Source organism: Lysobacter sp. A378 (assembly GCF_054052125.1).
Genome location: NZ_JBSVRK010000003.1, coordinates 224,793 through 247,132 on the forward strand (window position 1 = coordinate 224,793; position 22,340 = coordinate 247,132).

Annotated in this window: 19 protein-coding genes; 12 read left to right on the forward strand and 7 right to left on the reverse strand. The window is 61.9% G+C overall.

All coding sequences use genetic code 11. The annotated features are described in order from the left end of the window. Positions 1-14: 14 nt before the first annotated feature. Both ACW7G1_RS12510 and ACW7G1_RS12515 read right to left on the reverse strand, forming a co-directional pair. On the reverse strand, positions 15-1,256 hold the full coding sequence (locus ACW7G1_RS12510) for a parallel beta-helix domain-containing protein (protein ID WP_456980080.1): 1,242 nt from the start codon (positions 1,254-1,256) through the stop codon (positions 15-17). Positions 1,257-1,409: 153 nt separating this feature from the next. Continuing rightward, complete coding sequence (locus ACW7G1_RS12515; RefSeq protein ID WP_456980081.1) at positions 1,410-2,492, reverse strand: AraC family transcriptional regulator; 1,083 nt, start codon at positions 2,490-2,492, stop codon at positions 1,410-1,412. Between the two features lie 411 nt (positions 2,493-2,903). Between ACW7G1_RS12515 and ACW7G1_RS12520 the strand changes: the two genes are divergently transcribed. From ACW7G1_RS12520 to ACW7G1_RS12550, 7 genes are all read left to right on the forward strand, one after another. Further along, on the forward strand, positions 2,904-4,232 hold the full coding sequence (locus ACW7G1_RS12520; RefSeq protein WP_456980082.1) for a metallophosphoesterase: 1,329 nt from the start codon (positions 2,904-2,906) through the stop codon (positions 4,230-4,232). A 63-nt stretch (positions 4,233-4,295) separates the two neighbouring features. After that, positions 4,296-4,643, forward strand: a complete 348-nt coding sequence (locus ACW7G1_RS12525) for a RidA family protein (protein ID WP_456980083.1) — start codon at positions 4,296-4,298, stop codon at positions 4,641-4,643. A 78-nt stretch (positions 4,644-4,721) separates the two neighbouring features. Next, positions 4,722-5,018, forward strand: coding sequence for a hypothetical protein (locus ACW7G1_RS12530; protein ID WP_456980084.1), 297 nt, complete (start codon positions 4,722-4,724; stop codon positions 5,016-5,018). A gap of 154 nt (positions 5,019-5,172) precedes the next feature. Further along, positions 5,173-5,598: a hypothetical protein gene (locus ACW7G1_RS12535; protein WP_456980085.1), complete on the forward strand. Its 426-nt coding sequence runs from the start codon at positions 5,173-5,175 to the stop codon at positions 5,596-5,598. Positions 5,599-5,601: 3 nt separating this feature from the next. After that, the gene (locus tag ACW7G1_RS12540) at positions 5,602-5,880 is read left to right on the forward strand and encodes a helix-turn-helix transcriptional regulator (protein ID WP_456980086.1); all 279 of its coding nucleotides are present in this window, start codon (positions 5,602-5,604) and stop codon (positions 5,878-5,880) included. A 38-nt stretch (positions 5,881-5,918) separates the two neighbouring features. After that, positions 5,919-7,058 carry a hypothetical protein gene (locus tag ACW7G1_RS12545; protein ID WP_456980087.1) on the forward strand — a complete coding sequence of 380 codons (1,140 nt, stop codon included), beginning with the start codon at positions 5,919-5,921 and terminating at the stop codon, positions 7,056-7,058. A gap of 200 nt (positions 7,059-7,258) precedes the next feature. Beyond that, positions 7,259-7,780 (forward strand): CPBP family intramembrane glutamic endopeptidase, encoded by a 522-nt coding sequence (locus ACW7G1_RS12550; RefSeq protein WP_456980153.1) that lies wholly within the window; start codon positions 7,259-7,261, stop codon positions 7,778-7,780. Between the two features lie 134 nt (positions 7,781-7,914). On the opposite strand, the gene ACW7G1_RS12555 is transcribed toward ACW7G1_RS12550, so the two are convergent. Further along, positions 7,915-8,802 (reverse strand): alpha/beta hydrolase, encoded by an 888-nt coding sequence (locus tag ACW7G1_RS12555; protein WP_456980088.1) that lies wholly within the window; start codon positions 8,800-8,802, stop codon positions 7,915-7,917. Positions 8,803-9,149: 347 nt separating this feature from the next. On the opposite strand from ACW7G1_RS12555, the gene ACW7G1_RS12560 reads away from it, so the two are divergent. Together ACW7G1_RS12560 and ACW7G1_RS12565 are read left to right on the forward strand one after the other, a co-directional pair. Further along, positions 9,150-11,297: a M13 family metallopeptidase gene (locus tag ACW7G1_RS12560; RefSeq protein ID WP_456980089.1), complete on the forward strand. Its 2,148-nt coding sequence runs from the start codon at positions 9,150-9,152 to the stop codon at positions 11,295-11,297. A gap of 14 nt (positions 11,298-11,311) precedes the next feature. Continuing rightward, positions 11,312-12,319 (forward strand): extracellular catalytic domain type 1 short-chain-length polyhydroxyalkanoate depolymerase, encoded by a 1,008-nt coding sequence (locus ACW7G1_RS12565; RefSeq protein ID WP_456980090.1) that lies wholly within the window; start codon positions 11,312-11,314, stop codon positions 12,317-12,319. A 79-nt stretch (positions 12,320-12,398) separates the two neighbouring features. Here the strand turns inward: ACW7G1_RS12565 and ACW7G1_RS12570 are convergent, their stop codons facing one another. The 4 genes from ACW7G1_RS12570 to ACW7G1_RS12585 all read right to left on the reverse strand — a co-directional run bounded on the left by ACW7G1_RS12570 (position 12,399) and on the right by ACW7G1_RS12585 (position 18,224). Beyond that, positions 12,399-14,231: a 2Fe-2S iron-sulfur cluster-binding protein gene (locus ACW7G1_RS12570; protein WP_456980091.1), complete on the reverse strand. Its 1,833-nt coding sequence runs from the start codon at positions 14,229-14,231 to the stop codon at positions 12,399-12,401. Continuing rightward, a complete protein-coding gene (locus ACW7G1_RS12575) occupies positions 14,228-14,920 on the reverse strand; it encodes a PepSY domain-containing protein (protein WP_456980092.1) in 693 nt (230 codons plus the stop codon). Before ACW7G1_RS12575 ends, ACW7G1_RS12570 begins: the two co-directional genes overlap by 4 nt. 76 nt (positions 14,921-14,996) lie before the next feature. Further along, entirely contained in the window at positions 14,997-17,804 is a 2,808-nt protein-coding gene (locus ACW7G1_RS12580; RefSeq protein WP_456980093.1) for a TonB-dependent receptor, read from the reverse strand. 18 nt (positions 17,805-17,822) lie between these two features. Next, on the reverse strand, positions 17,823-18,224 hold the full coding sequence (locus ACW7G1_RS12585; RefSeq protein WP_456980094.1) for a CopL family metal-binding regulatory protein: 402 nt from the start codon (positions 18,222-18,224) through the stop codon (positions 17,823-17,825). Positions 18,225-18,372: 148 nt separating this feature from the next. Between ACW7G1_RS12585 and hutC the strand changes: the two genes are divergently transcribed. Genes hutC through hutH form a run of 3 tightly spaced genes read left to right on the forward strand, consistent with a single transcriptional unit; the run spans position 18,373 to position 22,338 of the window. Next, positions 18,373-19,098: a histidine utilization repressor gene (gene hutC, locus ACW7G1_RS12590; protein ID WP_456980095.1), complete on the forward strand. Its 726-nt coding sequence runs from the start codon at positions 18,373-18,375 to the stop codon at positions 19,096-19,098. Between the two features lie 11 nt (positions 19,099-19,109). Further along, positions 19,110-20,801 carry a urocanate hydratase gene (gene hutU / locus ACW7G1_RS12595; RefSeq protein WP_456980096.1) on the forward strand — a complete coding sequence of 564 codons (1,692 nt, stop codon included), beginning with the start codon at positions 19,110-19,112 and terminating at the stop codon, positions 20,799-20,801. A gap of 7 nt (positions 20,802-20,808) precedes the next feature. After that, complete coding sequence (gene hutH, locus ACW7G1_RS12600) at positions 20,809-22,338, forward strand: histidine ammonia-lyase (RefSeq protein WP_456980097.1); 1,530 nt, start codon at positions 20,809-20,811, stop codon at positions 22,336-22,338. Positions 22,339-22,340: the final 2 nt, after the last annotated feature.

Sequence of the window (22,340 nt, forward strand, 5' to 3'; positions counted from 1 at the left end):
GCATTGTCGGCACCCTATGCCGTCGGCATCGGGTCGAGCACGACCGCCGGCAGCTTCGGCAGGGTGCAATCGTACGGCGCGGTGTCGGTACTGGGGCTCTTGTATCCGTTCGGCCCATCGGCATTGATCACGCCGACATCGCCGTTCTGTACACAGAACCGGTCGTCTGGCGGCGGCAGCCCGTCCACCAATGTCGCTGTATCGACGTAGCCATCCCACAGGATGTCGGGGAAGTGCCCGTTGATGCCATATACGGCGGTCTTCAATGCCTTGAACTCGAGCCCGTCCGGCGACTCGCCACCACCCTTGAAGGTGTTGTCGTAGATGTAGATGCCCTTCGGATACGGGTTGTAGTCATCCGCCACGCCACGGTCAGTGTAGTAATTGGTGGAGAAATAGCTGGAGATGATGACGTTCGCTGTCCGGTGGTCGGCAATGTAGTTGTCGAATATCTCCACCTTGTCGTTGGAGTTCACCACCACCCCCGAACCGGCCGGGACACTCGCCACCGCGGCACCCTTGGCGGCGAAGTTGCCCAGGTTGTTCTCGAAGATCTTGTTGTTGAACACGCGGGTGCTGTGACCGGACTGCTCGATATTGGGCATGTTGAACACCAGCACGCCGCCGGTGTTGTTGGTGGCGACGTTCTCGTAGACATCGGCGGCGATCGAGTTCTCGATCTCGATGCCGGCCACGTTCTGCTCGGCACGGTTGCGCCGGACGATGATGTTCTCCGACTGACCGACATAGATGCCCGCATCGGAGGCGGCGATCGCCACGGAATCCTCGATCAGTACGTTTTGCGTCTTGACCGGGTACAGGCCGTACGCGCCGTTGGTGGTCTTGGGACCGCCCGTCCATTCCACCCGCACGCCACGGATGGTGATGTTGCGGCCCTGGTTGATCTTCACCGCATCGCCCTTGGTGTCCTCGAACGCGATGTTTTCCAGGGTGAAGTCACTGGCATTGACCAGCAGGCCTTCCGGGCCAACCACCTGGCCCTTGAACGACAGCACGGTCTTGTCCATGCCGGCACCGCGGATGGTCACGCCATCGGTACGGAGGCTGAGACCGCGCGTGAGCGAGTAGTGACCGGCCGGAATGTCGATCACGGTGCCGGGCGTGGCATCCATCAATTGCTTCTGCAGGTCCGCCTGGAAACTGACATCGGCGGCGCTGGGTGGTGGCGCTTCCGGTTCGCTGCCGCATCCGGCGAGCGCCGTGCACATGGCGATGGTGACAAGCAAATGGCGCATGGTCGCTGTACTCCCCGTTCAAACGATATGTCGGCCGTGCCGCCGAGATCGCGGCGCATACCCGACTGTCCCGCAATCGCCACCACGGGGGGAGGGCCGGACAGCCGCATAACGGGGGGCAAATCGGCCAACACGGCCGAAATGATGCCGGCTTCAGGCCGCCTGGCGGGCCTGCTGCGGCGCGAGCCCGGTCCAGCGCTTGAAGGCACGGCGGAATTCACGCGGGTCCTCGAAGCCCACCTCGGCACCGATCTCGGCCACGCTGAGCGTGCCGGCCTGGAGCAATTGCAACGCACGCTCGGCGCGCACGCGGTCGTGGATCTCGCGGAACATGCGCCCACTTTCCGCTAACTTGCGCCGCAGGGCGCGTTCACTGAGATTGAGTGTGCGTGCCACGTCGGTGAGCTTGGGCGGCTGACGCAACTGGCTGCGCAACAAGCGCTCCACCGCAGCGACGACTTCCTGATGCGGCTCGCCGCCGTCGGGCGTACGTTGCTGCTCGCACAGCGCCAGCGCCTGTTTCGCCGTCAGCGGGTTGTAGCCGGGCAACGGGTACCCCAGCCAGTCGATGCCGAGCACCAGACGGTTGCGCTCGGCACCAAACTCCAGGTCGCACTGGAACACGTTGGCGTAGCCGGCAACATGATCCGGTTCCGGATAGCTGAACTCCACTCGTAGCGGCCGCAGCTGCGGACTGACCAGCTCGCGCGAGATCATCACCGAACTGGCAAACAACTCCTCACAGAAAAAGGGCAGCAATTCCAGGTCGCCAAACAGCGGCGTGGCGACCAGCGCCACCGCTTCCTCGCTGACCGCCTCGAAGGACAGGTCGAGCAAACAACCGCAGATCTTGTGATAACGAATGCCCGACTGCATCGCCTCGCCGAACGTGCGCGAGGTCATCATCGCCAGCCCGAGCAGCCCGAAGCCCCCGATGGTGCCGTCACCGCCAATGCGCAAGCCGGCGTCAGGCACGTCCAGCGCCTGCAATGCGCGTCGTATGAATGTGCTGGCCTGCCGGTACGACACGCGCAGCGCGGGGTCGGCAATCTGCGCTCGGTCCAACGCCAACCCGGCAAACCACGGCGCACTGTCAACGCCATGGGTGTCGGCCAGCTGGGCCAGGAACAGCAGCTTGTTGGATGGGAATTCTGCGGCGGTATACCGGGCTTCCTCATTCGGATGAAAGCCGATGCCGAGATTCGGGAGGCCGATCATGTCGGCAGGTCGTGCCATCGTGTACTCCCTCCAGCGCATGCGCCCGACCGTAACCGGCCGGCTGTGACCAGTATCAATCCCCTTTCTACCACGGACGTGCCAGCCAGCTGTCAGCATTCACTGCCGCGTCGCCGTCGCCGCCTGCCATGTCCCAGTCCTGGCGCCACCGGCAACGACAATCAAGGCGCTTGGCTGGTGGTCCGACGGGCATCGCATGTTTTGGGTTCGCGGTGCTAACACCACACTGCCGGACTGCATGTCCGTTCGGCAATCATTTCCACAGCGAGCAAGGCTTCAGTATTCTCTGTCTGACAGGTCATTCGTCTTCTCGTCAAAGATCAACGAAGGATCGCCAGCGGTCTGCTGCTCTTCAGCGGTGCGGGCCAAAGTGCAGAAGGAATATGCACCAACTTGAGGGGAGATTTCCGGATGACTGGGACATCGAAGCGGAAGGTATTGAAGCGCACCGGCTGGACGCTGCTGGGTCTTGCAGCAGTCTTTATGGCAGCGGCATTCGTGGCACTGTCATGTGCACGGGTCGAGATGACTGCCGGTGGTGCTCACACCCGATTGCTGGTGCCTGTCGTGCGCGGCGCCATTGGTGTACGCGTGTACTCGGGTACCGGAGAGAACGTCGCCATCCCCGGCTTTCTGGCCGGCCCGGTGGTTCGCCGCGATACTGATGGAACCTGGTCGGCGAGCTGGTTCTGCGAGAACGCGATACAGCACGCGAAAGGCCACGAGGATGCATTGCAGGTCGCATGCGCCGGCAAGACGCATGACTTTCCGCTGGCTACCGCTCCCGTAGCGGACGCCGTCGCGCCGATGCCAGGCGAGCTGGTGGTGCTCAGCGATATCGAGGGCAACAGCGAGTTCCTTGAAGCTGCGCTGCGCAAGCTCGGCGTGGTCGATGCATCCGGCGAGTGGGATTTCGGCGCCGGTCATCTGGTGATACTCGGCGATTCGGTGGATCGCGGGCGCGAGGTCTTCGCGGTCCTGTGGCGCCTGCACAGGCTTGCGGCGCAAGCGCATGCGGCAGGCGGCGCGGTCCATGTGCTGCTTGGCAACCATGAGCAATACCTGCTGCGTGGCAATATCTCGCGGGCCCACCCCGAGTACCGCTACGCCCTGCAACAACTTGGCGGCTATGCACAGGCGTTTGCCGATGACAACGTGCTTGGTGAATGGTTGCGCGACCAACCGGTAGCTCTGAAGCTCGGCCGCGTGTTGTTCACCCACGCAGGCATTTCGCCGGAGGTGGTGAATTCCGGCCTTTCGGTCGACGCACTGAACCATGCGATGCGCGATTACTGGCGTACCGCCGGCTCGGCTGCCGAAAACCATTCCGCTGCACTGGACGCAGTACTGGGGCTCGAAGGCGTCACCCAGTATCGGGGTTATTTCCGCGCATCCAAGGACAAGTACCCGGCCGCGACACAGGCGGAGGTGGAGCAGATGCTCACGCACTACGAGGCCGAACGGATTGTCGTCGGCCACACCCTGGTCGAAAAGGTCACGTACCCGTACGACGGACGGGTTGTCGCCGTCGATGTCAATGATCCGGATGCGCAATCCGAAGTACTGGTGTTCAGCCATGGCGAGCCGCGCGCCGTCGACATCGGCATCCCGCGTGGGTTGCAACCGGACGCCTCCAGGCGACTGCGCGGGTTCAGCCTGTTCGACGCAGGCGATCGCCACCTGCTGGCATCGATGTATCGCGCCAACCGTGCACTGTCGCGCATCCCTTATCCGTATTGACGCGTGTAGCGAGCACGCCTCAATCCGGTAACAATGGCTCGATACCCCCACAGGAAGCACTCCATGATCCAGCGTTTCGATACCGGTCCCCGCATGTCCAAAATAATCATCCACAACGGCGTGGCCTATCTCTCCGGGCAGGTGCCCAAGGACGCCAGCGCCGACATCACCGGGCAGACCGAACAGGTGCTGCAGGCCATCGATGATCTGTTGCAGCAGGCTGCGACCGACAAGGCGCACATACTGCGTGCGGACATCTACTTGGCGGACATGGCCGATTTCGGTGCCATGAACGAAGCCTGGGAGAAGTGGGTACCGCAAGGCGCGACGCCAGCGCGTGCCACGGTGCAAGCCGGGCTCGCCAGGCCGAACCTGAAAATCGAGATCGTGATCATCGCCGCGGTGCCGTGATCAAGCGGATCCACACTGTCATTATTCACGGCCGCGTCGCGGTCGCGCCGCCACCAACCCAGGGCAACTCCAATGGCCATGTCGGAAAGTGATATCCAGGCAGGCTGGATCTACCAGACCAGCCACCAACAGCAACGATTGGTGCTCGGCTGGGACCGTGACGGTCGCGTCGTCTACTGCTCCAAGGGCAAGGACGCGGAGGCGCCGTTCCAGAACTGCCACGTCCGCATCACCACCCGGAAGTTCGCCCAGCGCGCCATTGGAAAGCTGCGCCAGGTCGACGACGTGCAGCCTTATATCGTGGCCAACAAGGCGACCACCGTGGTGGTGCCGCCCGCGCGCCCACGCCCCGGCAACGTCAACCCGGGCGTGTGAACAGGCGTTCGGGGCTATGACAGGACATCGCAAGCATCGATAGAACGCCTGCCGAGTGTATGTAAAAATTACTTGACATGCTTTCGAGGCAAGCCTAGGCTCTCGCATGTAATGTTTCTTTGACATTACGCGTTCGCCTCACTGGAGCCTAGTCATGAGCATCACGTTCCGCGAAAAGAGCCTGTGGCTCTTGCTGGTCAGCCTTTGCGCCGCGTTTGGCATCTACTTCGCATTCGCTCTGCCGAATCCGTCGCCGCAGGTCAAGCCCACGGAGATTGCGGCGTTCATTGGCATAATTGTTGTGCTCGTTGTCGTTCAAATCATTGGCCACGCCCTGCTCGGAATTGCGAGCCGTCGCGAACTCGCAGCGAACATACAGACCGACGAAAGGGACGCATGGGTTCGTCTCAAGGGTACCCAGCTGGGTTCCTACGTGTTGGCGGTTGGCGTTTTCTTCTCGCTCTGCGTGGGGGTGTTCGTAAGGGGCAACTTCGCCTTCGTCCATGTGTTGCTGGCGTTCTGGGTCCTGGCACAAGCTACGGAGTACGCGACCCAGCTGGTTTTGTACCGGCGGAGCTGACCCATGGGAAAAAAGACACGCAAGCTCAGCAACAAACTGCGCGAGCTGCGGCAGAGTCATGACGATATGACGCAATTGGACCTCGCAAACCGCGTAGGCATCACGCGCCAGACGGTCATCTCCATTGAGGCAAATCGCTACTCACCGTCCTTGGAGGTGGCATTCATGATCGCTCGAACTTTGGGGCTAGGAATCGAAGATGTGTTTCAGTTTGACGGCGATGCGGGCGAACATTTCGCTGCAGCCGACCGCCATCCCACTACGCGGGCTCCCGGCGGCTGAGACCAGGCGTTAGGCCTCATCTCACTTTGGTAGCAACCATGAAAAACAATCAGTTTTCTATCATTGGCTTAGTTTGTTTTGCTGCCGTAGCAACAGCATGCTCGGCCTCTGAGCCGAAATCTATTTCTGAATGGACTGTTCGACCTTCTTCTGAATTATCAATACCTCGTGCAGCTCATCAAACCACAGCCATATCCCCGACTCTAGTGCTGGTGACTGGCGGATGCAGCGGTAGTGGATGCACTCCGGTTGAACGGTCTGCCGAACTGGTTCATATCGAGACTGGGCGTTCTGAAGTTACGCAACCTATGAACGAAGCCCGAGTTGCACACGCTGCAGCGTTACTCAAGGATGGCAGAGTCTTAGTTGCCGGAGGATGGACTGGCGACATGGCAACCGCTTCCGCCGAAGTGTTCGATCCACAACATCGTTCTTTCTCGCCCGTTCAAGCAATGGCAACAGCAAGAATGGACGCTACTGCGACACCGCTACTCAACGGGCCCGTACTGGTCACCGGCGGCGCAAGCGCTACCAATCTTCCTATTTCGCATGCAGAGGTTTTTGACCAGACACAAAACCGATTTGTCGCAGTAGGCGCCATGCATGAGGCCAGAGCGCGTCATGCTGCTGTCCGCATGCAAGACGGACGCGTGTTGGTTGTTGGCGGTCAACGTGGACGCAACCTCGCGACCAACTCGGCTGAGATCTACGACCCGGCCACAGAAGCATTCACTCTGTCAGGATCCATGCGACTGCCAAGGTGCAAACATGCAGCTGTTCTACTTAAAGATGGCCGTGTGATGGTAATCGCGGGATCCAGTGATTGCGATGATCGCCACCGCCTCGCACAAACGGAAATCTATGACCCAAGCACAGGGCAGTTCACCGCCGGGCCACCCCTATTGAACCCTCGGTACAAGATAGTTGATGCCACCACTGTACTGCCTTCCGGGGAAGTTGTTGTAGCGGGCGATGCAACCGACGTTGAGATATGGACACCTGGAACACCCGCATTCATAAAGGCAGGCGAAAGTATCGACAATGGTCTTGCCTTCAGTACCGCAACCCATTTACCCAATGGGAGTGTGCTCATACTAGGTGGCTACGACAACGACATTCGCCCGACCGCACAGGCATGGGTCATCAGTCGCACCAGAGCAGCGGATGATCCCAATTGATGCTTAACAATTCATTCAAGCCGAAACCGCTTCGCGGTTCGGCTTAACTCAGGCGCTAGGTAGCAGGGGAAAGCATGTCGCGAACTGATGCACGACGCAGGCTGATATTTGCTTTTTCACCACTCGCACTTGTCGCTATCTGTGCTTCCATTCAGCTCATAGCGGGACGCTACGTCGGTGTATGGGCATGGGTTCCAACCATGCTTGGCTTCTGGCTGGTCATTGCGTTTCTGCTGCACAATTACCCAGGCTCGCGGCCGCGGCAGAGATTTCAGCGCGCTTCTGGTTCACGGTTTTGGTCAATTCTCGCACTGTTGGCTGGCTTGCTCTCCTTGCATGGCTTTCTAGGCAGCTGGACCCTACTGGACAACACCCAGCTAATTGCCGCATGGCTTGTATTCGCTTTAATCAATCCGTGGCTCGAGGAGTCATACTGGCGTGGTCTGCTCATTGACTCCACGGCTTCGTGGGGCAAACTCGCTAGCTTGCTGTATTCATCGGTATGGTTCGCTGCGAGTCACCCGCTCGTCTGGGGGATCTACTCACTCCCACTTCGCAAGCCCGAGGCAGTTGGGGCACTCTTGCTCGTTGGGCTAATCTGGGGCTTGGCGTATCAGCGCACTGGCAGTTTGCGTTGGTGCGTGGCCGGGCACATCCTAGCCAACCTGCTCGGGCTTGCCGCACTCGTTCTGCTCAATATATATGATCCAACCATTAGGTAGCGAGCTGCTGCCTAACAATTCGTTCAAGTCGGGTTAACTCATTTAGGGCTTATCGGGGGCGCCGCTGGTGCTGCACTTACTTTTTTAACCCGCGGTGCCTAACGCCTGAGTTAAGCCATAGACGGAACTCTACGTTACTGCGTGTGTGCCGACGCTGACGCAATCCCGACTGGCATCCATTGCGGGTCAAATGTCCACCGAAGAGCAATCGGGGTTGCCAGCTCCGCATTATTTCCATGCACAGCTCCCAAGGTTAGCTGAGAGCGCCAACGTAGCGCGGGCGGCGCGTGGATTTTCAATACTTCTACCGCGCGTCGGAACGCATCCTTCATCTTGTCATTCTCGTTGCTGCCGAGGCTGAGGAACAGATCGTTCTTCAACGATGGGCTTTCCTGCAAGAAGTGATCGAGCCGTATCACCATTTCACTATCATCGCGCCACAAGGCCGGACTATTTGCAAAGTATGCATTGAATAGCGGTGGATTTTCTGTAAGCGCGTACACGACGAAAAGGCCACCCCGCGAGTTTCCCGCAAGTATCCGTGTGGATGAGGTGCGATAGCTTCTGTCGATTTCCGGTATAAGCTCGCCCCTCACAAATGCAAGGAATTTATCAGCGCGTCCTTCGGGGCTATTTTTGTCATCAAGGTCTTGCTGCATTCCAGGAGGCGTGTAGTCGCGCTGCCGTCCTTTGCCGCTGATGTTTGGAATGCCGACAACGATAACTTCCGGTGTTACGCCAATCCGTGCCATCAAGGCGGCCGATGCTGCGGTGTGCAGATCCTCCGAGGATCCATCGAGAACATAGATCACCGGGTAACGCTGTTTGGGCGCGTGATTATAAGATTCTGGCAAGTGCACCAAGTATTGGCGCTGCTCTCCAAGCGTATCCGATGAGATGGTCTCTTGCTCAACCGACGCATCAAATACTGGGCGTTCAAATACATACAAACTCGCAAACCAAGTGATGACCGCGGTAAGAACCGCCGTTAACGGCAAGGCCGCAAATATCCATTTCTTCATGAGCTTGTGTCTCGATATTGCGAATGACGGAGCAAGCCTAGTGCCGGCTAAAGTTAGTTGGCTACCAGCGTGCGACAAAATGGCCGAGCGGATGGATAAAGCGGTGAATACGGCGACGAAGGGTCGTGCTGCCTAACAAATCATCCAAGCCGACGCCGCTTCGCGCCGCGGCTTAATTCAGCAACTGTCTTGTGATTAGTCGGGTCAAGCCATAATCAGACCCTCCGCACGCCGCTCCAGCGATAGCCCGTGGCTGCAGCCGACGGTCGGCGCAATGGCTTGTGCACTTTGCGTCCAGCCCTCGTCGACCCTAGGCTGGCAGGAATCCCCCTGCCGGTTTGCCTGCCATGTCCCACCAGCCCACTCCCACGTTGCTCTCGTTGGCCCTGTCCGCACTGCTCGCCGTCGGCCTTCCCGGCTGCTCGGCCGAGCAACCGGCAACCGACGCCACCACAGACGCTGCCAACACGGACACCGCAGGTGCCGGGGCAGCCGCCCAGACCGATGCCAAGGCCCCGGTGTTGGGCCGCTTCGGCTTTGATGCCGCTGGCATGGACCGCGAGGTAGCGCCGGGCGACGACTTCTTCGAGTTCGCCAACGGCACCTGGGTCGACACCACCGAAATCCCGGCCGACCGTTCCAGCTTCAACAGTTTCACCCGCATCCTGATCGACAACGAGAAGAACGTCCGCAAGATCATCGAGGACGCCGCCGCCGACACCGCGGCCACGGGTGAAACCCGCAAGATCGGCGACACCTACACCGCGTTCATGGACCAGGCCGGAATCGAGGCCAAGGGCGTCTCGGCGATCCAGCCCCGGTTGGACGCGATCGCCGCGATCAGCGACAAGCTCGCGCTTGCGACCGAGCTGGGCAGCCAGCTGCGCGCCGATGTCGACCTGCTCAACGCCACCGATTACTACACCGACCGACTGTTCGGCCTGTGGGTATCGCAGGACATCCACCAGCCCGATCGCACCGCGCCCTACCTGGTGCAGGGCGGACTGGGCATGCCCGACCGCAGTTTCTACCTGGGCGATGGCCGCATGGTCGAGCTGCGCAAGGCGTACCAGGCGCACGTCGCCAAGGTGCTGGAGCTCGCCGGGATTGATGAGGCCGCCGCCAAGGCTGAGCAAATTGTCGCGCTGGAGACCGCGATTGCCCGCGCGCACGCCACCCGGGAGCAATCCAACGACGTCGAGGCCGGCGCCAATGCCTGGACCACTGCCGACTTCACTGCCAAGGCGCCGGGCCTGGACTGGGAGGCGTTCCTGCAGGCCGCCGACCTGGGCGAGCAACACGACTTCATCGTCTGGCAGCCGGACGCGGTTGCCGGCATCTCGGCGCTGGTGGCCTCGCAGCCGCTGGACACCTGGAAGGACTACCTCGCGTTCCATGCGCTCGACCGGAATGCCGCTTACCTGCCCAAGGCCTTCGGCGACGCGCACTTCGCGTTCCACGGCAAAACCCTCAATGGCACGCCGGAGCAACGCGCGCGCTGGAAGCGCGGCATCAGCGTCACCAACGATGCACTCGGCGAGGCGGTCGGCAAGCAGTATGTCGAACGCCATGTCAGCGCCGCGACCAAGACCCGCGCCGAGGCGATGGTCGCCAACATCATCGCCGCGTTCGGCAAGCGCATCGACGCGCTGGAATGGATGAGCCCGCAGACCAAGGCCGAAGCCCGCGCCAAGGTCGCCGGCCTCACCGTCGCAGTCGGCTACCCGGACACCTGGCGCGACTACACCGCGCTGGAGGTGAAGCCCGACGACGCGCTGGGCAACGCACAACGCGCAGGCCAGTTCGAGTACCAACGCAACCTGGCCAAGCTCGGCCAAGCGGTCAACCACGACGAGTGGTACATGCTGCCGCAGACGGTCAATGCGCTGAACGTGCCGCTTGAAAACCGGCTGATCTTCCCGGCCGCGATCCTGCAGCCGCCGTTCTTCGATCCCAATGCCGACGACGCGGTGAACTACGGCGCAATCGGTGCGGTCATCGGCCATGAGATCAGCCACAGCTTCGACAATCTTGGCGCGCTGTTCGACAAGGACGGCAAGCTGCACAACTGGTGGACTCCGGACGACCTGGCCCGCTTCGACGACGCCGGGCAGGCACTGGCGCAGCAGTTCAGCCAGTACCAGGCGTTCGACGATCTGTCGGTCAATGGCAAGCTGACCCTGGGCGAGAACATCGCCGATGTCGCCGGCCTGGCCACCGCCTACGACGCTTACCACCTGTCACTGGATGGCAAGCCGCCGCAGACGCTGGAAGGCTTCAGCCCCGACCAGCGGTTCTTCCTCGGCTTCGCGCAAGCCTGGCGCGGCAAGTACCGCGAGCCGGCGTTGCGCAACGCCATCCTCACCGACGTCCACGCCCCCGGCCGATTCCGCACCCAGACCGTGCGCAACCTGGATGCGTGGTACCCGGCGTTCGAGGTCGAACCAGGCCAGGCGCTGTATCTGGCGCCGCAGGACCGGGTAAAGATCTGGTGATCGGAAGAAACCAGATGAACTTCGCCAGAAAACTGCTTGCCCGTTTCAAGGGCAATGCGCGTGCGGCCTTCGTCGCCGGACACGCTGCCCAGGCTTCCCGCGCGGGCAGCGTCGAGCCAGCCGCCGCCCGCGCATCGGTCACCCCCGGGCTGGCAGGGACATTCACCAGCCACTCGTTCACCAGCGACGCCGGCACCCTTGACTACAAGTTGTACATCCCCAGTGGTCACCTCGGCGCCAATGGTCCACCGGCGCCGCTGGTGGTGATGCTGCATGGTTGCAGCCAGTCGCCCGATGATTTCGCGGCAGGCACACAGATGAACCGGCTCGCCGATGTGCATGGCTTCCTGGTCGCCTATCCGGAACAGTCGGCCGCGGCGAACATGAACCGGTGCTGGAACTGGTTCCAGCCCGAGCACCAGAAATACGGCCGCGGCGAACCGTCACTGATCGTCGGCATCACCGAACAGGTCGCATCAGACCATCACGTCGATCCGGAACGGATCTTCGTCGCCGGCCTGTCCGCGGGCGGCGCCATGGCCGTGATCCTGGGCGAGTGCTATCCCGACATCTTCGCCGCGGTTGGCGTGCATTCCGGCCTGGCGTTCGGCGCCGCCGATGGCTTGATGTCCGCGTTGTCTGCGATGAAGTCCGGCGCCAGCGGGTCGCGCAGCGGTTCAGCCGTGCAACGCGATGCGCACCGACCGGTACCGACGATCGTGTTCCAGGGCGACGCCGACCACACCGTGGCCCCAAGCAACGCCGATCTGATCGTCCGCGACGCGACCGCATCCGCCATCGAGCCGCTGACCGCGACCACCGAGAAAGCCCTGATTCCCACTGGGCGCTCCTACACCCGCGAGGTGTTCAGCGATCCCGCCGGGCATCCACAGGTCGAGTACTGGCGCATACACGACGCCGACCATGCATGGAGTGGCGGCAGTCCGCAGGGTAGCTATACCGATCCCGCCGGGCCCGATGCCTCGGCGGAGATGGTGCGGTTCTTCCTCCAGCAGGGCTGAGATGGCCTGAATAAATAGATTCGGAAGAACACGCTTTTCACGTCGTCAAACCTATGGATGGGAGACTGGGTTGCGCTCCCTAGATCTTGAAATCGTCATAGGCGACTTGCTCCTCGGCAATGCCCAAACGGGTCAGCAGGCTTCGGGTGGCAGCAAGCATCGCCGGGGGCCCGCAAAGGTAGAACTCGCAGGACTTCAGATCAGGATGCTTTTGCAACAGCCCTTCATCGGTGGCTTCGTGCACCAACCCCCTGATCAAGCCTGCGCCATGCTCTGCGGCTTCGGACAGCACCAGGTGCCATGTGAAGTTTGCATGCTTCCTGGCCAGCGTCTCCATCTCCTCGACATAAGGCGCCTCCCGCATGTTGCGCGCGCCGTACCAGAAATGGATGCGCTCTTCCGCGCCGGCTTCAAGCAGCGAGTGCACCATCGCCCGCAGGGGCGCCATCCCGGCCCCGCCGCCAATGAATACCTTCTCCTTGGCGCCTGGCTTTATCGCGAAGTCGCCGAATGGACCGCTGAAGCAGACATGGTCGCCCGGCTTCAGTGAGTAGAGATAGGTCGATCCCTTACCGGCGGGCTGTCGCCTCTTGTCCTGTCGCCCGGGGCTGAACCGCGCAAGCAGAGTCACATTCCCGGCCGTCTTTTCCATTGGAAGAGACAGTGAATACGAACGGCGAACCGGTTCCTTGCAGACCAGATTTTCGGGCAGGTTCAAACCGGACCAGTCCTCACGATGGTGCTCCGGATGATCCAGGTTGTTCCGTTGCAGGCGGTAACCGGGAACATGGACCTGCAGATACGCGCCAGGCTGGAACTCCGGTCCCAGCGGCACCTCCGGCGCCAGTACGAACTCACGCAGGAAGGGAGTCACTGCCGTGACGCTGACCACCTTGGCGACGCGTTCGGTCCATAGTGCGGCGCCCCCGGCCACCTCGATCTGGCCGTCCGATTTCACCGGCAGGTTGCAGGCCAGCCGATAGCCAGACCTGAGACGGCTCTCATCAATATGCATTCGATCGGCACTGGTCGGAGGCGGTGCATGGCCACGCACACGCACCACGCACAGCCCGCAACTCTGGCCACCCCCACAGTTGGAGGGCAGCTGCAGTCCGTTGCGTCCCAGCGCGAGGTACACCGTGTCACCGGAGTGCGATTCCACGGAGCGCAACTTGCTCCCGTCGGCGCCGTACACCGTCAGCTCGCGCCGTGGCCGCCAACGGGCCGGAATGAACTCGCCAAGACGGAAGCTGGCGATGAACAGCCAGATGCCGGACAACGCAAGCCACAGCCCGCCCGCACCAGCCATCACGATGAGCGGGTTATTGAAATCCTGCTGCCTCGTGTAATCCATGAAGTGCAGCATCATGGCGAAATCAAACAATCGCCACGTGTCATTCCGTCGCTCCAGGATGGCTCCGTCCTGGCCTGACAGATACAACGTGGTCGCATCATCATCGGAGAACGCAACGCGCCATATGGGCCTGGTGTGACCACGGACCTCCCAGGTGACTTCCGGCATGAGTTCCGGCAACGCGGCGTGTCCATCACCCACGTAATCCCGGGCGGCAATGGCGGCGACATCCGCCGCCGTCACCGGCACCGGGCTTCCGTCCCGGATATCCGCAAGCCAGCTGCTGGTGCCGTCGCTCAGGCGATAGACCGGCTGCGCGGCCAGCCAGTGGGACTCGACCACCTGGACCGGACGATTTTCCCCGGCGACGATGATTGCCGGGGAGATCGCCGCTTCCGGCCACGGTCGCGACTGGGCCGCGGGTGCCAGATGGTGCAGGTTGTTCACGGTCGCGGTGTCCAGCAGGCTCATGACTAGCGCGCTTGCGGTCCAGATCACGAATTGCAGACCGATGATCAGGCCGACCCACTTATGCAGTTTCTGGATCCAGGGAGTCATGCCGCCGACCTCCTGCGAAAACTGTAGAACAGCAACCACACACCGCTGAGCATGAACAGGAGCCCCACGGATGCAGCAACGCGAAGCAACGTGTTGTTGACGTCCGAGCGCTGCTCATAGTCCATGATGTGGAGCATCCAGAGGAAGTCGAACACCCGCCAATAGGTGTGCCGGGTGGCCAGCAGTTCTCCCGTCTGTGGCGAGAAGTACAAAGCGGTGTTGCCGCTGTCTCCGAACTTCGCCTGCCACATCGGCACCGGTCGAGTACCCACCTCTTGCGGCGCCTTGTCGAGCAACTGCAGCGATTCCAGCAATCCATCGCCCTGATAGGTCGACAGCGCCAGTTGCCGCGCCTTTTCCTCGTCAATCGGACCGAGCAACCGGCCAGTGCCTGCATCGACCAGGTCCACGCCTCCGGCATGGTTGACCTCGTAGACCGACTCGCCAAAAAGCTGCTTGAGACGAAAGCCGTTCATCGCCGGGTACCGCGCGGCAATGACGGCGGGATCGATCAGGGTGCTCTGTTTCGGGAGCGGCTGGACCGCCACGTGATTGAGGTGGTCGCCATGGATGAAGTCGATCGACATGGCGGTCATGTACAGCCCGCCTATCGACCACAGCAGCGCCTGCACGCCGATGACCAAGGCGATCCACTTGTGGGCCCGACGGGCCCAGAATGCGGGTTTCATAGTTGATTCCTGACGGATGCCGCGAAGAAGGGAACGTCACCCTCTCCGGCTTGTTCGCCGGAGAGGGCTGAGCTGATCACCAGCGGTAGGTGAACTTCGCGTTCCAGCGACGACCGAGCAGGTCGTAGCTCATCGTGTCGGTGTTCGCATCGGTGTAGCTCTGGATGAACGGAGCCTGCTTGTCCCAGAGATTGTCGACGCCAAAAACGATGTCGGAAGACTTGTTGAACGAATACTTTGCCTGCGCGTTGTGATAGCTCACGCTCGGCGCATGGTCTCCGATATCTCCCTTCGAGGCGTTGATGTCATCCGCCTTGCCGATGTACTGGATGCTGTAGGAACCCGACCACGGCCCCTGCTCCAGGGTCAGCGAGCCGAACGAGCGCCACTGGGTATAGCTGCCGCGACCCCCGGTGATTTTTCCGGCGTACTGGATCTCTTCCGCGGAGGGAAACGGACGCACGTCGTAATTCTTCAGGTAGGACGTATCCAGGCTGAAGCTCGCCCGCAAACCCGCCAGGTCGAACTGGTAAAGGGCCCCCATATCGATGCCTGAAACACGCTCACTGGCCGCGTTCACCGGCTGGGCAGACAGGTAGTTGATCTCGCCGGTGAGCGGATTGCGGGTGAAGTTGGACGCGCTGCAAAACTGATGGGCAAGCCCGAGCGTGTTGTAACAAACTGCCAATTTGGTGGATCCGGGAATTCCCTGGATCGCGTTGTCAATCTTGATGTTGAAGTAGTCCAGCGTAAGGGTGAGGTCGTCCACGAATGTGGGCATCCAGACCGCACCAACCGTCAGCGTTTCCGCATCCTCCGGTTTCAGATTGGGATTGCCGCCAACCGTGGTCTGGATCGCTTTGCCCAGTTGCGTATAGCCCGCTGGCACGCCCGATGCTTGGCAATTTTGATAAACCACCGAGGAGGAAGGCAGGCTGGCCCATCCGCTGCAGGGATCGGTGGTAGTCAGGCCCCCTTCCGAAACGCCGCCAAACAGCTCCGGCACATTGGGAATTCGAAACGCCGTTGAATAGTTCGCGCGCATTTTCAGCGATGGCACGAGCTCCCAGTCCAGACCGACCTTGTAGTTGGTGTCTGCTCCGAAGATGTCGTAATCGGAGTAGCGAAACGCCGTGTTCAACGTCACAGACTGCGCGAGGAACTTGTCCTGGAGGAGCGGGATCGCGATCTCCACGAATGCCTCTTTCGCGGTGTACTCACCAGCGATTGGATCCTGCCGGTTGGTGTTGGCCATGCCAAGCACGGTCAGCGGATCCGGGTCGCGCCACCCGCTTTCGCGGCGGACTTCCACGCCAGTCGCCATGCCCACCCAACCGGCAGGCAGCTCGAACAGCTGGCCGCTCACGTTCGCGGTGAAGCTCTTCTGCTCGTTTCCACCTACGTCGCGCGAGGTGTACAGAATGTAGTCGAGCACCTCTTGGGAGACATCGCCGTACCCCAGGTAATCACCGCACGGGACGGCTGCACCCGGTGCATTGCTGCACAAGGACGTGTCCATGGTGTTGTCGAAGCGATCCAGGTTGGCGACGCCGGTGGAACCGTCGTCGCCCGTGTTGCGGCCCCAATTGATCGCCATCGACCAGTCCCAGTAGGTCCCGATGCCACCCTCCACGCCGAGTACCGTGCGAAACGTGTTCACGTCCTGATAGAACTCGCGGTTGCCGCCTTCTTTCAGGCTGCGCCGCTGCAACAGGATGTCCTGTCCGGTGGGGTTGGTCGGATGATTTGCTGAGATATTGATTGGGCGGTAGATCCCGAGCGTGCCGGGCGTCGCCAACTGATCTGACTGGCGGTTGGTGTACATCAGCTCGGCAAAGCCCCGGACATTGTCCGTAAGTGCGTAGTCGCCGAACGCGCTGAAGCTCAGGCGCTTGATCGGATTGACGGCATTGAGCGCCGGATAGGAGTTCTGGTTGTGCTTCTCCGGCGAATAGGCCTCGTAGAAGTCACCGTCACCGTTGGGGTCCTGGTTGAAGTTGATACGCGTGCCATCGGGCAACAGCGCACGACCACCGATGGTGCTCGAGCTGCCCACGCATTCGAGCTTCCCGTTGACTTCGCCCAAGCCGCACGGGGCGCGGTCGGCCATGTTGACCGCGCCACTCTCGGAATAGTTGATAGCAGCCATCAACGAGCCTCGATCCGAGTTCACACCCCACGCCACATCCACGGCGCCTTCTTCGCCGTCCTGCTGGAACGTTTGGCCATAGCTGACGGATGCTTCGACTCCTTCGAAATTCTTCTTGGTAATGATGTTCACCACGCCAGCCACGGCGTCGGCACCGTAAATGGCGGACGCGCCGTCCTTGAGCACTTCGATGCGCTCGATCAGCGCCACCGGAATAATGTTGAGGTCGACCGAGCTGTTGGCTCCGGTGCCGCCATTCACGATCCGGCGGCCGTTCAACAGGACCAGCGTGCGGTTAATGCCCAATCCACGCAGATTGACCTGCGTCGTCCCGTAACCGTTGCCGGCCCAGTACGCGTTGGTCTGGCTGCCGGCAAATCCGGCCGATGCAGGCAAACGCTGCAACAGGGTTTCGACGGAAATGGCACCCGAGCGTTCGATGGTCTCGGCATCGATGACTGTTACCGGGCCGACGCCCGAAATCGCCGCACGCTTGATGTGGCTACCGGTGACCGTGACGGCATCCAGTGTGGTCGCTGATGATGGCTTCCCTTCGTCTGCGGACTGGGCGGATGCGGTGGCGACGATGCCGGCGGACAGCAACGCGCCGACCGCCAGCGCGAGATGATTGCGCTTACAGAACATGGTGAACTCCCAAACGGTAATTTTCAGAACTTGTCGGCAAAAGGTTGGGGCGGCGTTGAGAACCAGGACCCGCAACAAAGAGGCCGCCACGAAGGCAGCCGGACAAGATCAACCAATGGGAGGTCGAAAGAGCGAGGACGATGCACCTTGAGCGACCGTTGTCAGGTTGCCAGAGACCTGCACGAAACCGATCCAGAAGGCGTCGGTCGAGATACCTCTGGCCAGTGCCAGGGTAACGAAGCCGCAAGCACACTCACACCCGTTATCGCTGCAACCGCAGTCTTCGTGCGAAGCGTCGGAAGGAGTGGTCGAGGTGCTGTCTTCACAGTCCGACACGGCAACCGCGTCCGGTGCGTGATCTGCCCCTTCATGCCCCGCGCTGGGGACATAAGCGTCGGCATGGTGGACAGCAGCGACCGCCATCGTGCTCTTTTGCCACGCCATTGCACTGCCGTCGAGGCAGAACGCCAAGACGACCATGCAACGAAGCAGTAGCGAAAAATTGCGCATCGGAAGTAGCGGAACCTCAGTTGTCTATACCACCAAGTACCACGACCCAAGAGAGGGTGTCAACCAAACTCCACATGAAGTCTCCAAATCCGTGCGATTGGTTTCTACGTGTCTTCCACAAGATGTATAGACATGCCATGCTGAGTTCATGGAAAAGCCACAACCCGAATACGCAAAGCTGAAGCAGTACATCCTCGGCCAGATAACGAGCGGTGTCTGGCCACCACACAGTCGGATCCCGAGCGAAAACGACCTGGTGCTCCAGTTCGGTGTTTCACGGATGACCGTGAACCGCGCGATCCGCGAGCTCAGCGATTCCGATGTGGTCATCCGGGTGCAGGGAGTCGGGACGTTTGTCGCCGTCCCGAAAGTCGAGTCGCCGATGTTCGAAGTCCGGTCGATCCGCGACGAGATCCGCGCGCGCGGGCAGCTCCATGTGGTCAGCGTTCTGGTGCGCGAAACCATCGAAGCACGGGCACCGTTGGCGCGGGAATTTTCCTTGCCGGCAGGCACTGAACTGTTTCATTCGCGGCTACTTCACCTCGCGGACGGCAAGCCCCTCCAGCTCGAGGATCGCTTCGTCAATCCCGCCAGCGCGCCGGAGTACCTGGAGGTCGATTTCACGCTCGAGACCCCGCACGAATACCTGACCCGCACGGCACCGCTGGAGCGGACCGAACACACGATCGAAGCCGAGCTGGCCAACAAGGGCACCGCCAAATTGCTGCAGATCAGCGCCGGCGATCCGCTGCTGACCTTGAGCCGGCGGACCTGGTCGCGCGGGCGGGTGGCCAGTTTCGTACGTCTTGCGCATCCCGCTGCCAACTACCGCTTCGTTGGCACTTTCCACGTGGGCAACGCGCCCCATTCGTGATGGAGTTATCGATGGATACTGGTCTCAGCCCGGCTGTCTCGGGCCCGCGCACTGTGCGCAGTCCCCGGGGCACCACGCTGTCCTGCAAGTCATGGTTGACGGAAGCGGCCTACCGGATGCTCCAGAACAACCTGGACCCTGAAGTCGCCGAGCGTCCCGACGAGCTCGTGGTCTACGGCGGCATCGGCAAGGCGGCACGTGATTGGCCCAGCTTCGACCGCATCCTGTCCTCTCTGCGGGCACTGGAAGCCGACGAGACCCTGCTGGTCCAGTCGGGCAAACCGGTAGGCGTATTCCGGACCCATTCCGACGCGCCACGAGTCCTGCTGGCCAACTCCAACCTGGTCCCGTATTGGGCGAACTGGGACCACTTCAATGAGCTCGATCGCAAGGGACTGATGATGTACGGCCAGATGACGGCCGGCTCGTGGATCTACATCGGGTCCCAGGGAATCGTGCAGGGAACCTACGAGACTTTTGTCGAACTGGGACGTCAGCACTACGAAGGAGACTGGTCGGGAAAATGGATCCTCACCGCTGGCTTGGGGGGGATGGGCGGTGCCCAACCACTGGCGGCGACCCTGGCCGGCGCGAGCTGCATCGTGATCGAGTGCGAGGAGGCGCGGATCGATTTTCGATTGCGCACCCGTTACCTGGACCGAAAGGCCCATTCCATCGAGGAGGCGCTGGAGATCGTCGAAAACGCCACGTCGCCGGTGTCGGTGGGTCTGCTCGGCAACGCAGCGGAACTGCTGCCCCGCTTTGTCGAACTTGCCCGGCTAGGGCGAGCCACACCGGCGGCGGTCACGGACCAGACCTCGGCGCACGATCTGATCAACGGATACCTTCCCTCCAACTGGTCGACGGCGCAGTGGCAGGCCGCACGCACCGATGCTTCCGCGCACAAGGCATTGCAATCAGCCGCCGCCGCTTCGTGCGCCGAACACGTGCGCGCAATGCTCGATTTCCACCGCATGGGCGTGCCCACGATCGACTACGGCAACAACATCCGCCAGGTCGCCCTGGAGCAAGGGGTCTCGGACGCGTTCGACTTCCCGGGCTTCGTCCCGGCCTGCATCCGGCCGCTGTTTTGCCAAGGCAAGGGACCCTTTCGCTGGGTGGCGTTGTCGGGGGACCCCGAAGACATCTATCGCACGGATGCCAAGGTCAAGGAGTTGTTCCCCGACGATGCCCACCTGCACCACTGGCTCGACCAGGCGCGTGAGCGCATCGCATTCCAGGGCTTGCCGGCACGCATCTGCTGGCTCGGCCTGGGACAGCGCCATATCGCCGCCCTGGCGTTCAACGAGATGGTGCGCACCGGCGAATTGAAGGCTCCCGTGGTGATCGGCCGGGACCATCTCGACTGCGGCTCGGTGGCCAGTCCGAACCGGGAAACCGAAGCGATGCGCGATGGCTCCGACGCGGTCTCCGACTGGCCGCTGCTCAACGCGATGCTGGCGGTTTCGGGAGGCGCTACATGGGTGAGCCTGCACCATGGCGGCGGCGTCGGCATGGGCTTTTCCCAGCACTCCGGCGTGGTGATCGTCTGCGACGGGACCGAGGAGGCCGACAAGCGGCTGGCCCGTGTGTTGTGGAACGACCCCGCCACCGGCGTCATGCGCCATGCCGATGCCGGCTACGACGAGGCACTGACGTGCGCCCGGGACAACCACCTCAACCTGCCATCGATCACGGGATGACCAACGCATGCCCATGCTGACCCCCGGACAGATTCCGCTGTCCCAGTTGCGTTCCATCGCCCTGCAGTTTGCTCCGGTTTCCCTTCCGCCGACGGCAAAGAGCCGGGTCGACGAGGCGGCCCGCACGGTCGCGGCCATCGTCGCCGCCGGCGCGCCGGCCTACGGGATCAATACCGGATTTGGCCTGCTTGCCAGCATCCACATTCCGCCCGACCAGCTGGAACAACTGCAGACCAACCTCGTGCGCTCGCATGCCGTCGGCGTCGGGCGCTTGCTTGACGACGACACCGTCCGCCTGATCCTCGCGCTGAAAATCGCCTCGCTGGCGCGCGGGCATTCCGGGGTGCGCTGGGAACTGCTGGAAAGCATGGTTGGGCTGTACAACGCGCAGGTCTGGCCATGCATCCCGGCCCAGGGCTCGGTCGGCGCCTCCGGGGATCTGGCCCCGCTGGCCCATCTGACCCTGGCCCTGATGGGCGAGGGATCGGTCCGCATCGACGGCGAAGTCGTGCCCGCCGATGAGGGTTTGCGCCGCGCCGGTTTGACACCGATCCGGCTGGGCGCCAAAGAGGGCCTGGCGCTTCTCAACGGCACCCAGGTGTCCACCGCCATCGCGTTGGTCGCCCTGTTCCAGGCGGAACAGGCGTTCGCCGCCGCGGTGCTGGCCGGCGCCTTGACGGTCGATGCCGCCCGCGGCTCGGACACGCCATTCGATGAGCGCATCCACGCGTTGCGCGGCCAGCCCGGTCAGATCCACGTCGCCCGCCTGTACCGCGACCTGCTCCATGACAGCGCCATCCGTGAGTCCCATCGAACCGGTGACTCCCGCGTGCAGGATCCTTACAGCCTGCGCTGCCAGCCGCAGGTGATGGGCGCGTGCTGGGATCTGTTGAAGCAATCGGCGAACACCTTGTTGATCGAGGCCAATGCGGTTTCCGACAATCCGCTGCTGTTTCCGGACACCGGCGAAGTCCTGTCCGGCGGAAATTTCCACGCCGAGCCGGTCGCCTTTGCGGCCGACCAGATCGCCATCGCGACTTCCGAGATCGGCGCGCTTTCAGAGCGCCGCATCGCACTTCTGGTTGACGCCCACCTGTCGGGCCTGCCGGCATTTCTGGTCGAAAACCCGGGCATCAACTCCGGTTTCATGATTGCCCATGTGACCGCGGCAGCACTGGCCAGCGAAAACAAGACCCTGGCGCACCCCGCCAGCATCGACTCGATCCCGACATCGGCCAATCAGGAAGACCACGTCAGCATGGCCACGTTCGCGGCCCGCAAGGCGGGCGATGTGGCGATCAACGTGCGCCGCATCGTCGCCATCGAACTGCTGGCGGCATGCCAGGGAATCGACTTCCTGCGCCCGCTGCGCTCCTCTGTCCGGCTAGAACAGGCGTTCGACCTGATACGCACGGTCGTCCCCCGGTATGACGAGGACCGCTACTTCGCCCCCGAGATCGCGGCGGCGGACACGCTGATTGCCAGCGGCCAGCTCGCTGAGCTGGTACGCACCGAGTTTCCGGACGAGCTGGGCTGATG

Bases quoted from the DNA above. Each gene is read 5' to 3' on its own strand.
- ACW7G1_RS12535 (WP_456980085.1), top strand. From the start codon at position 5,173: ATGAGCATCACGTTCCGCGAAAAGAGCCTGTGGCTCTTGCTGGTCAGC.
- hutH (WP_456980097.1), top strand. From the start codon at position 20,809: ATGCCCATGCTGACCCCCGGACAGATTCCGCTGTCCCAGTTGCGTTCC.
- ACW7G1_RS12545 (WP_456980087.1), top strand. From the start codon at position 5,919: ATGAAAAACAATCAGTTTTCTATCATTGGCTTAGTTTGTTTTGCTGCC.
- ACW7G1_RS12530 (WP_456980084.1), top strand. From the start codon at position 4,722: ATGTCGGAAAGTGATATCCAGGCAGGCTGGATCTACCAGACCAGCCAC.
- ACW7G1_RS12520 (WP_456980082.1), top strand. From the start codon at position 2,904: ATGACTGGGACATCGAAGCGGAAGGTATTGAAGCGCACCGGCTGGACG.
- ACW7G1_RS12560 (WP_456980089.1), top strand. From the start codon at position 9,150: ATGTCCCACCAGCCCACTCCCACGTTGCTCTCGTTGGCCCTGTCCGCA.
- ACW7G1_RS12570 (WP_456980091.1), bottom strand. From the start codon at position 14,231: ATGACTCCCTGGATCCAGAAACTGCATAAGTGGGTCGGCCTGATCATC.
- ACW7G1_RS12565 (WP_456980090.1), top strand. From the start codon at position 11,312: ATGAACTTCGCCAGAAAACTGCTTGCCCGTTTCAAGGGCAATGCGCGT.
- ACW7G1_RS12540 (WP_456980086.1), top strand. From the start codon at position 5,602: ATGGGAAAAAAGACACGCAAGCTCAGCAACAAACTGCGCGAGCTGCGG.
- ACW7G1_RS12585 (WP_456980094.1), bottom strand. From the start codon at position 18,224: ATGCGCAATTTTTCGCTACTGCTTCGTTGCATGGTCGTCTTGGCGTTC.
- ACW7G1_RS12525 (WP_456980083.1), top strand. From the start codon at position 4,296: ATGATCCAGCGTTTCGATACCGGTCCCCGCATGTCCAAAATAATCATC.
- ACW7G1_RS12555 (WP_456980088.1), bottom strand. From the start codon at position 8,802: ATGAAGAAATGGATATTTGCGGCCTTGCCGTTAACGGCGGTTCTTACC.
- hutC (WP_456980095.1), top strand. From the start codon at position 18,373: ATGGAAAAGCCACAACCCGAATACGCAAAGCTGAAGCAGTACATCCTC.
- ACW7G1_RS12550 (WP_456980153.1), top strand. From the start codon at position 7,259: ATGCTTGGCTTCTGGCTGGTCATTGCGTTTCTGCTGCACAATTACCCA.
- ACW7G1_RS12510 (WP_456980080.1), bottom strand. From the start codon at position 1,256: ATGCGCCATTTGCTTGTCACCATCGCCATGTGCACGGCGCTCGCCGGA.
- ACW7G1_RS12575 (WP_456980092.1), bottom strand. From the start codon at position 14,920: ATGAAACCCGCATTCTGGGCCCGTCGGGCCCACAAGTGGATCGCCTTG.
- ACW7G1_RS12515 (WP_456980081.1), bottom strand. From the start codon at position 2,492: ATGGCACGACCTGCCGACATGATCGGCCTCCCGAATCTCGGCATCGGC.
- hutU (WP_456980096.1), top strand. From the start codon at position 19,110: ATGGATACTGGTCTCAGCCCGGCTGTCTCGGGCCCGCGCACTGTGCGC.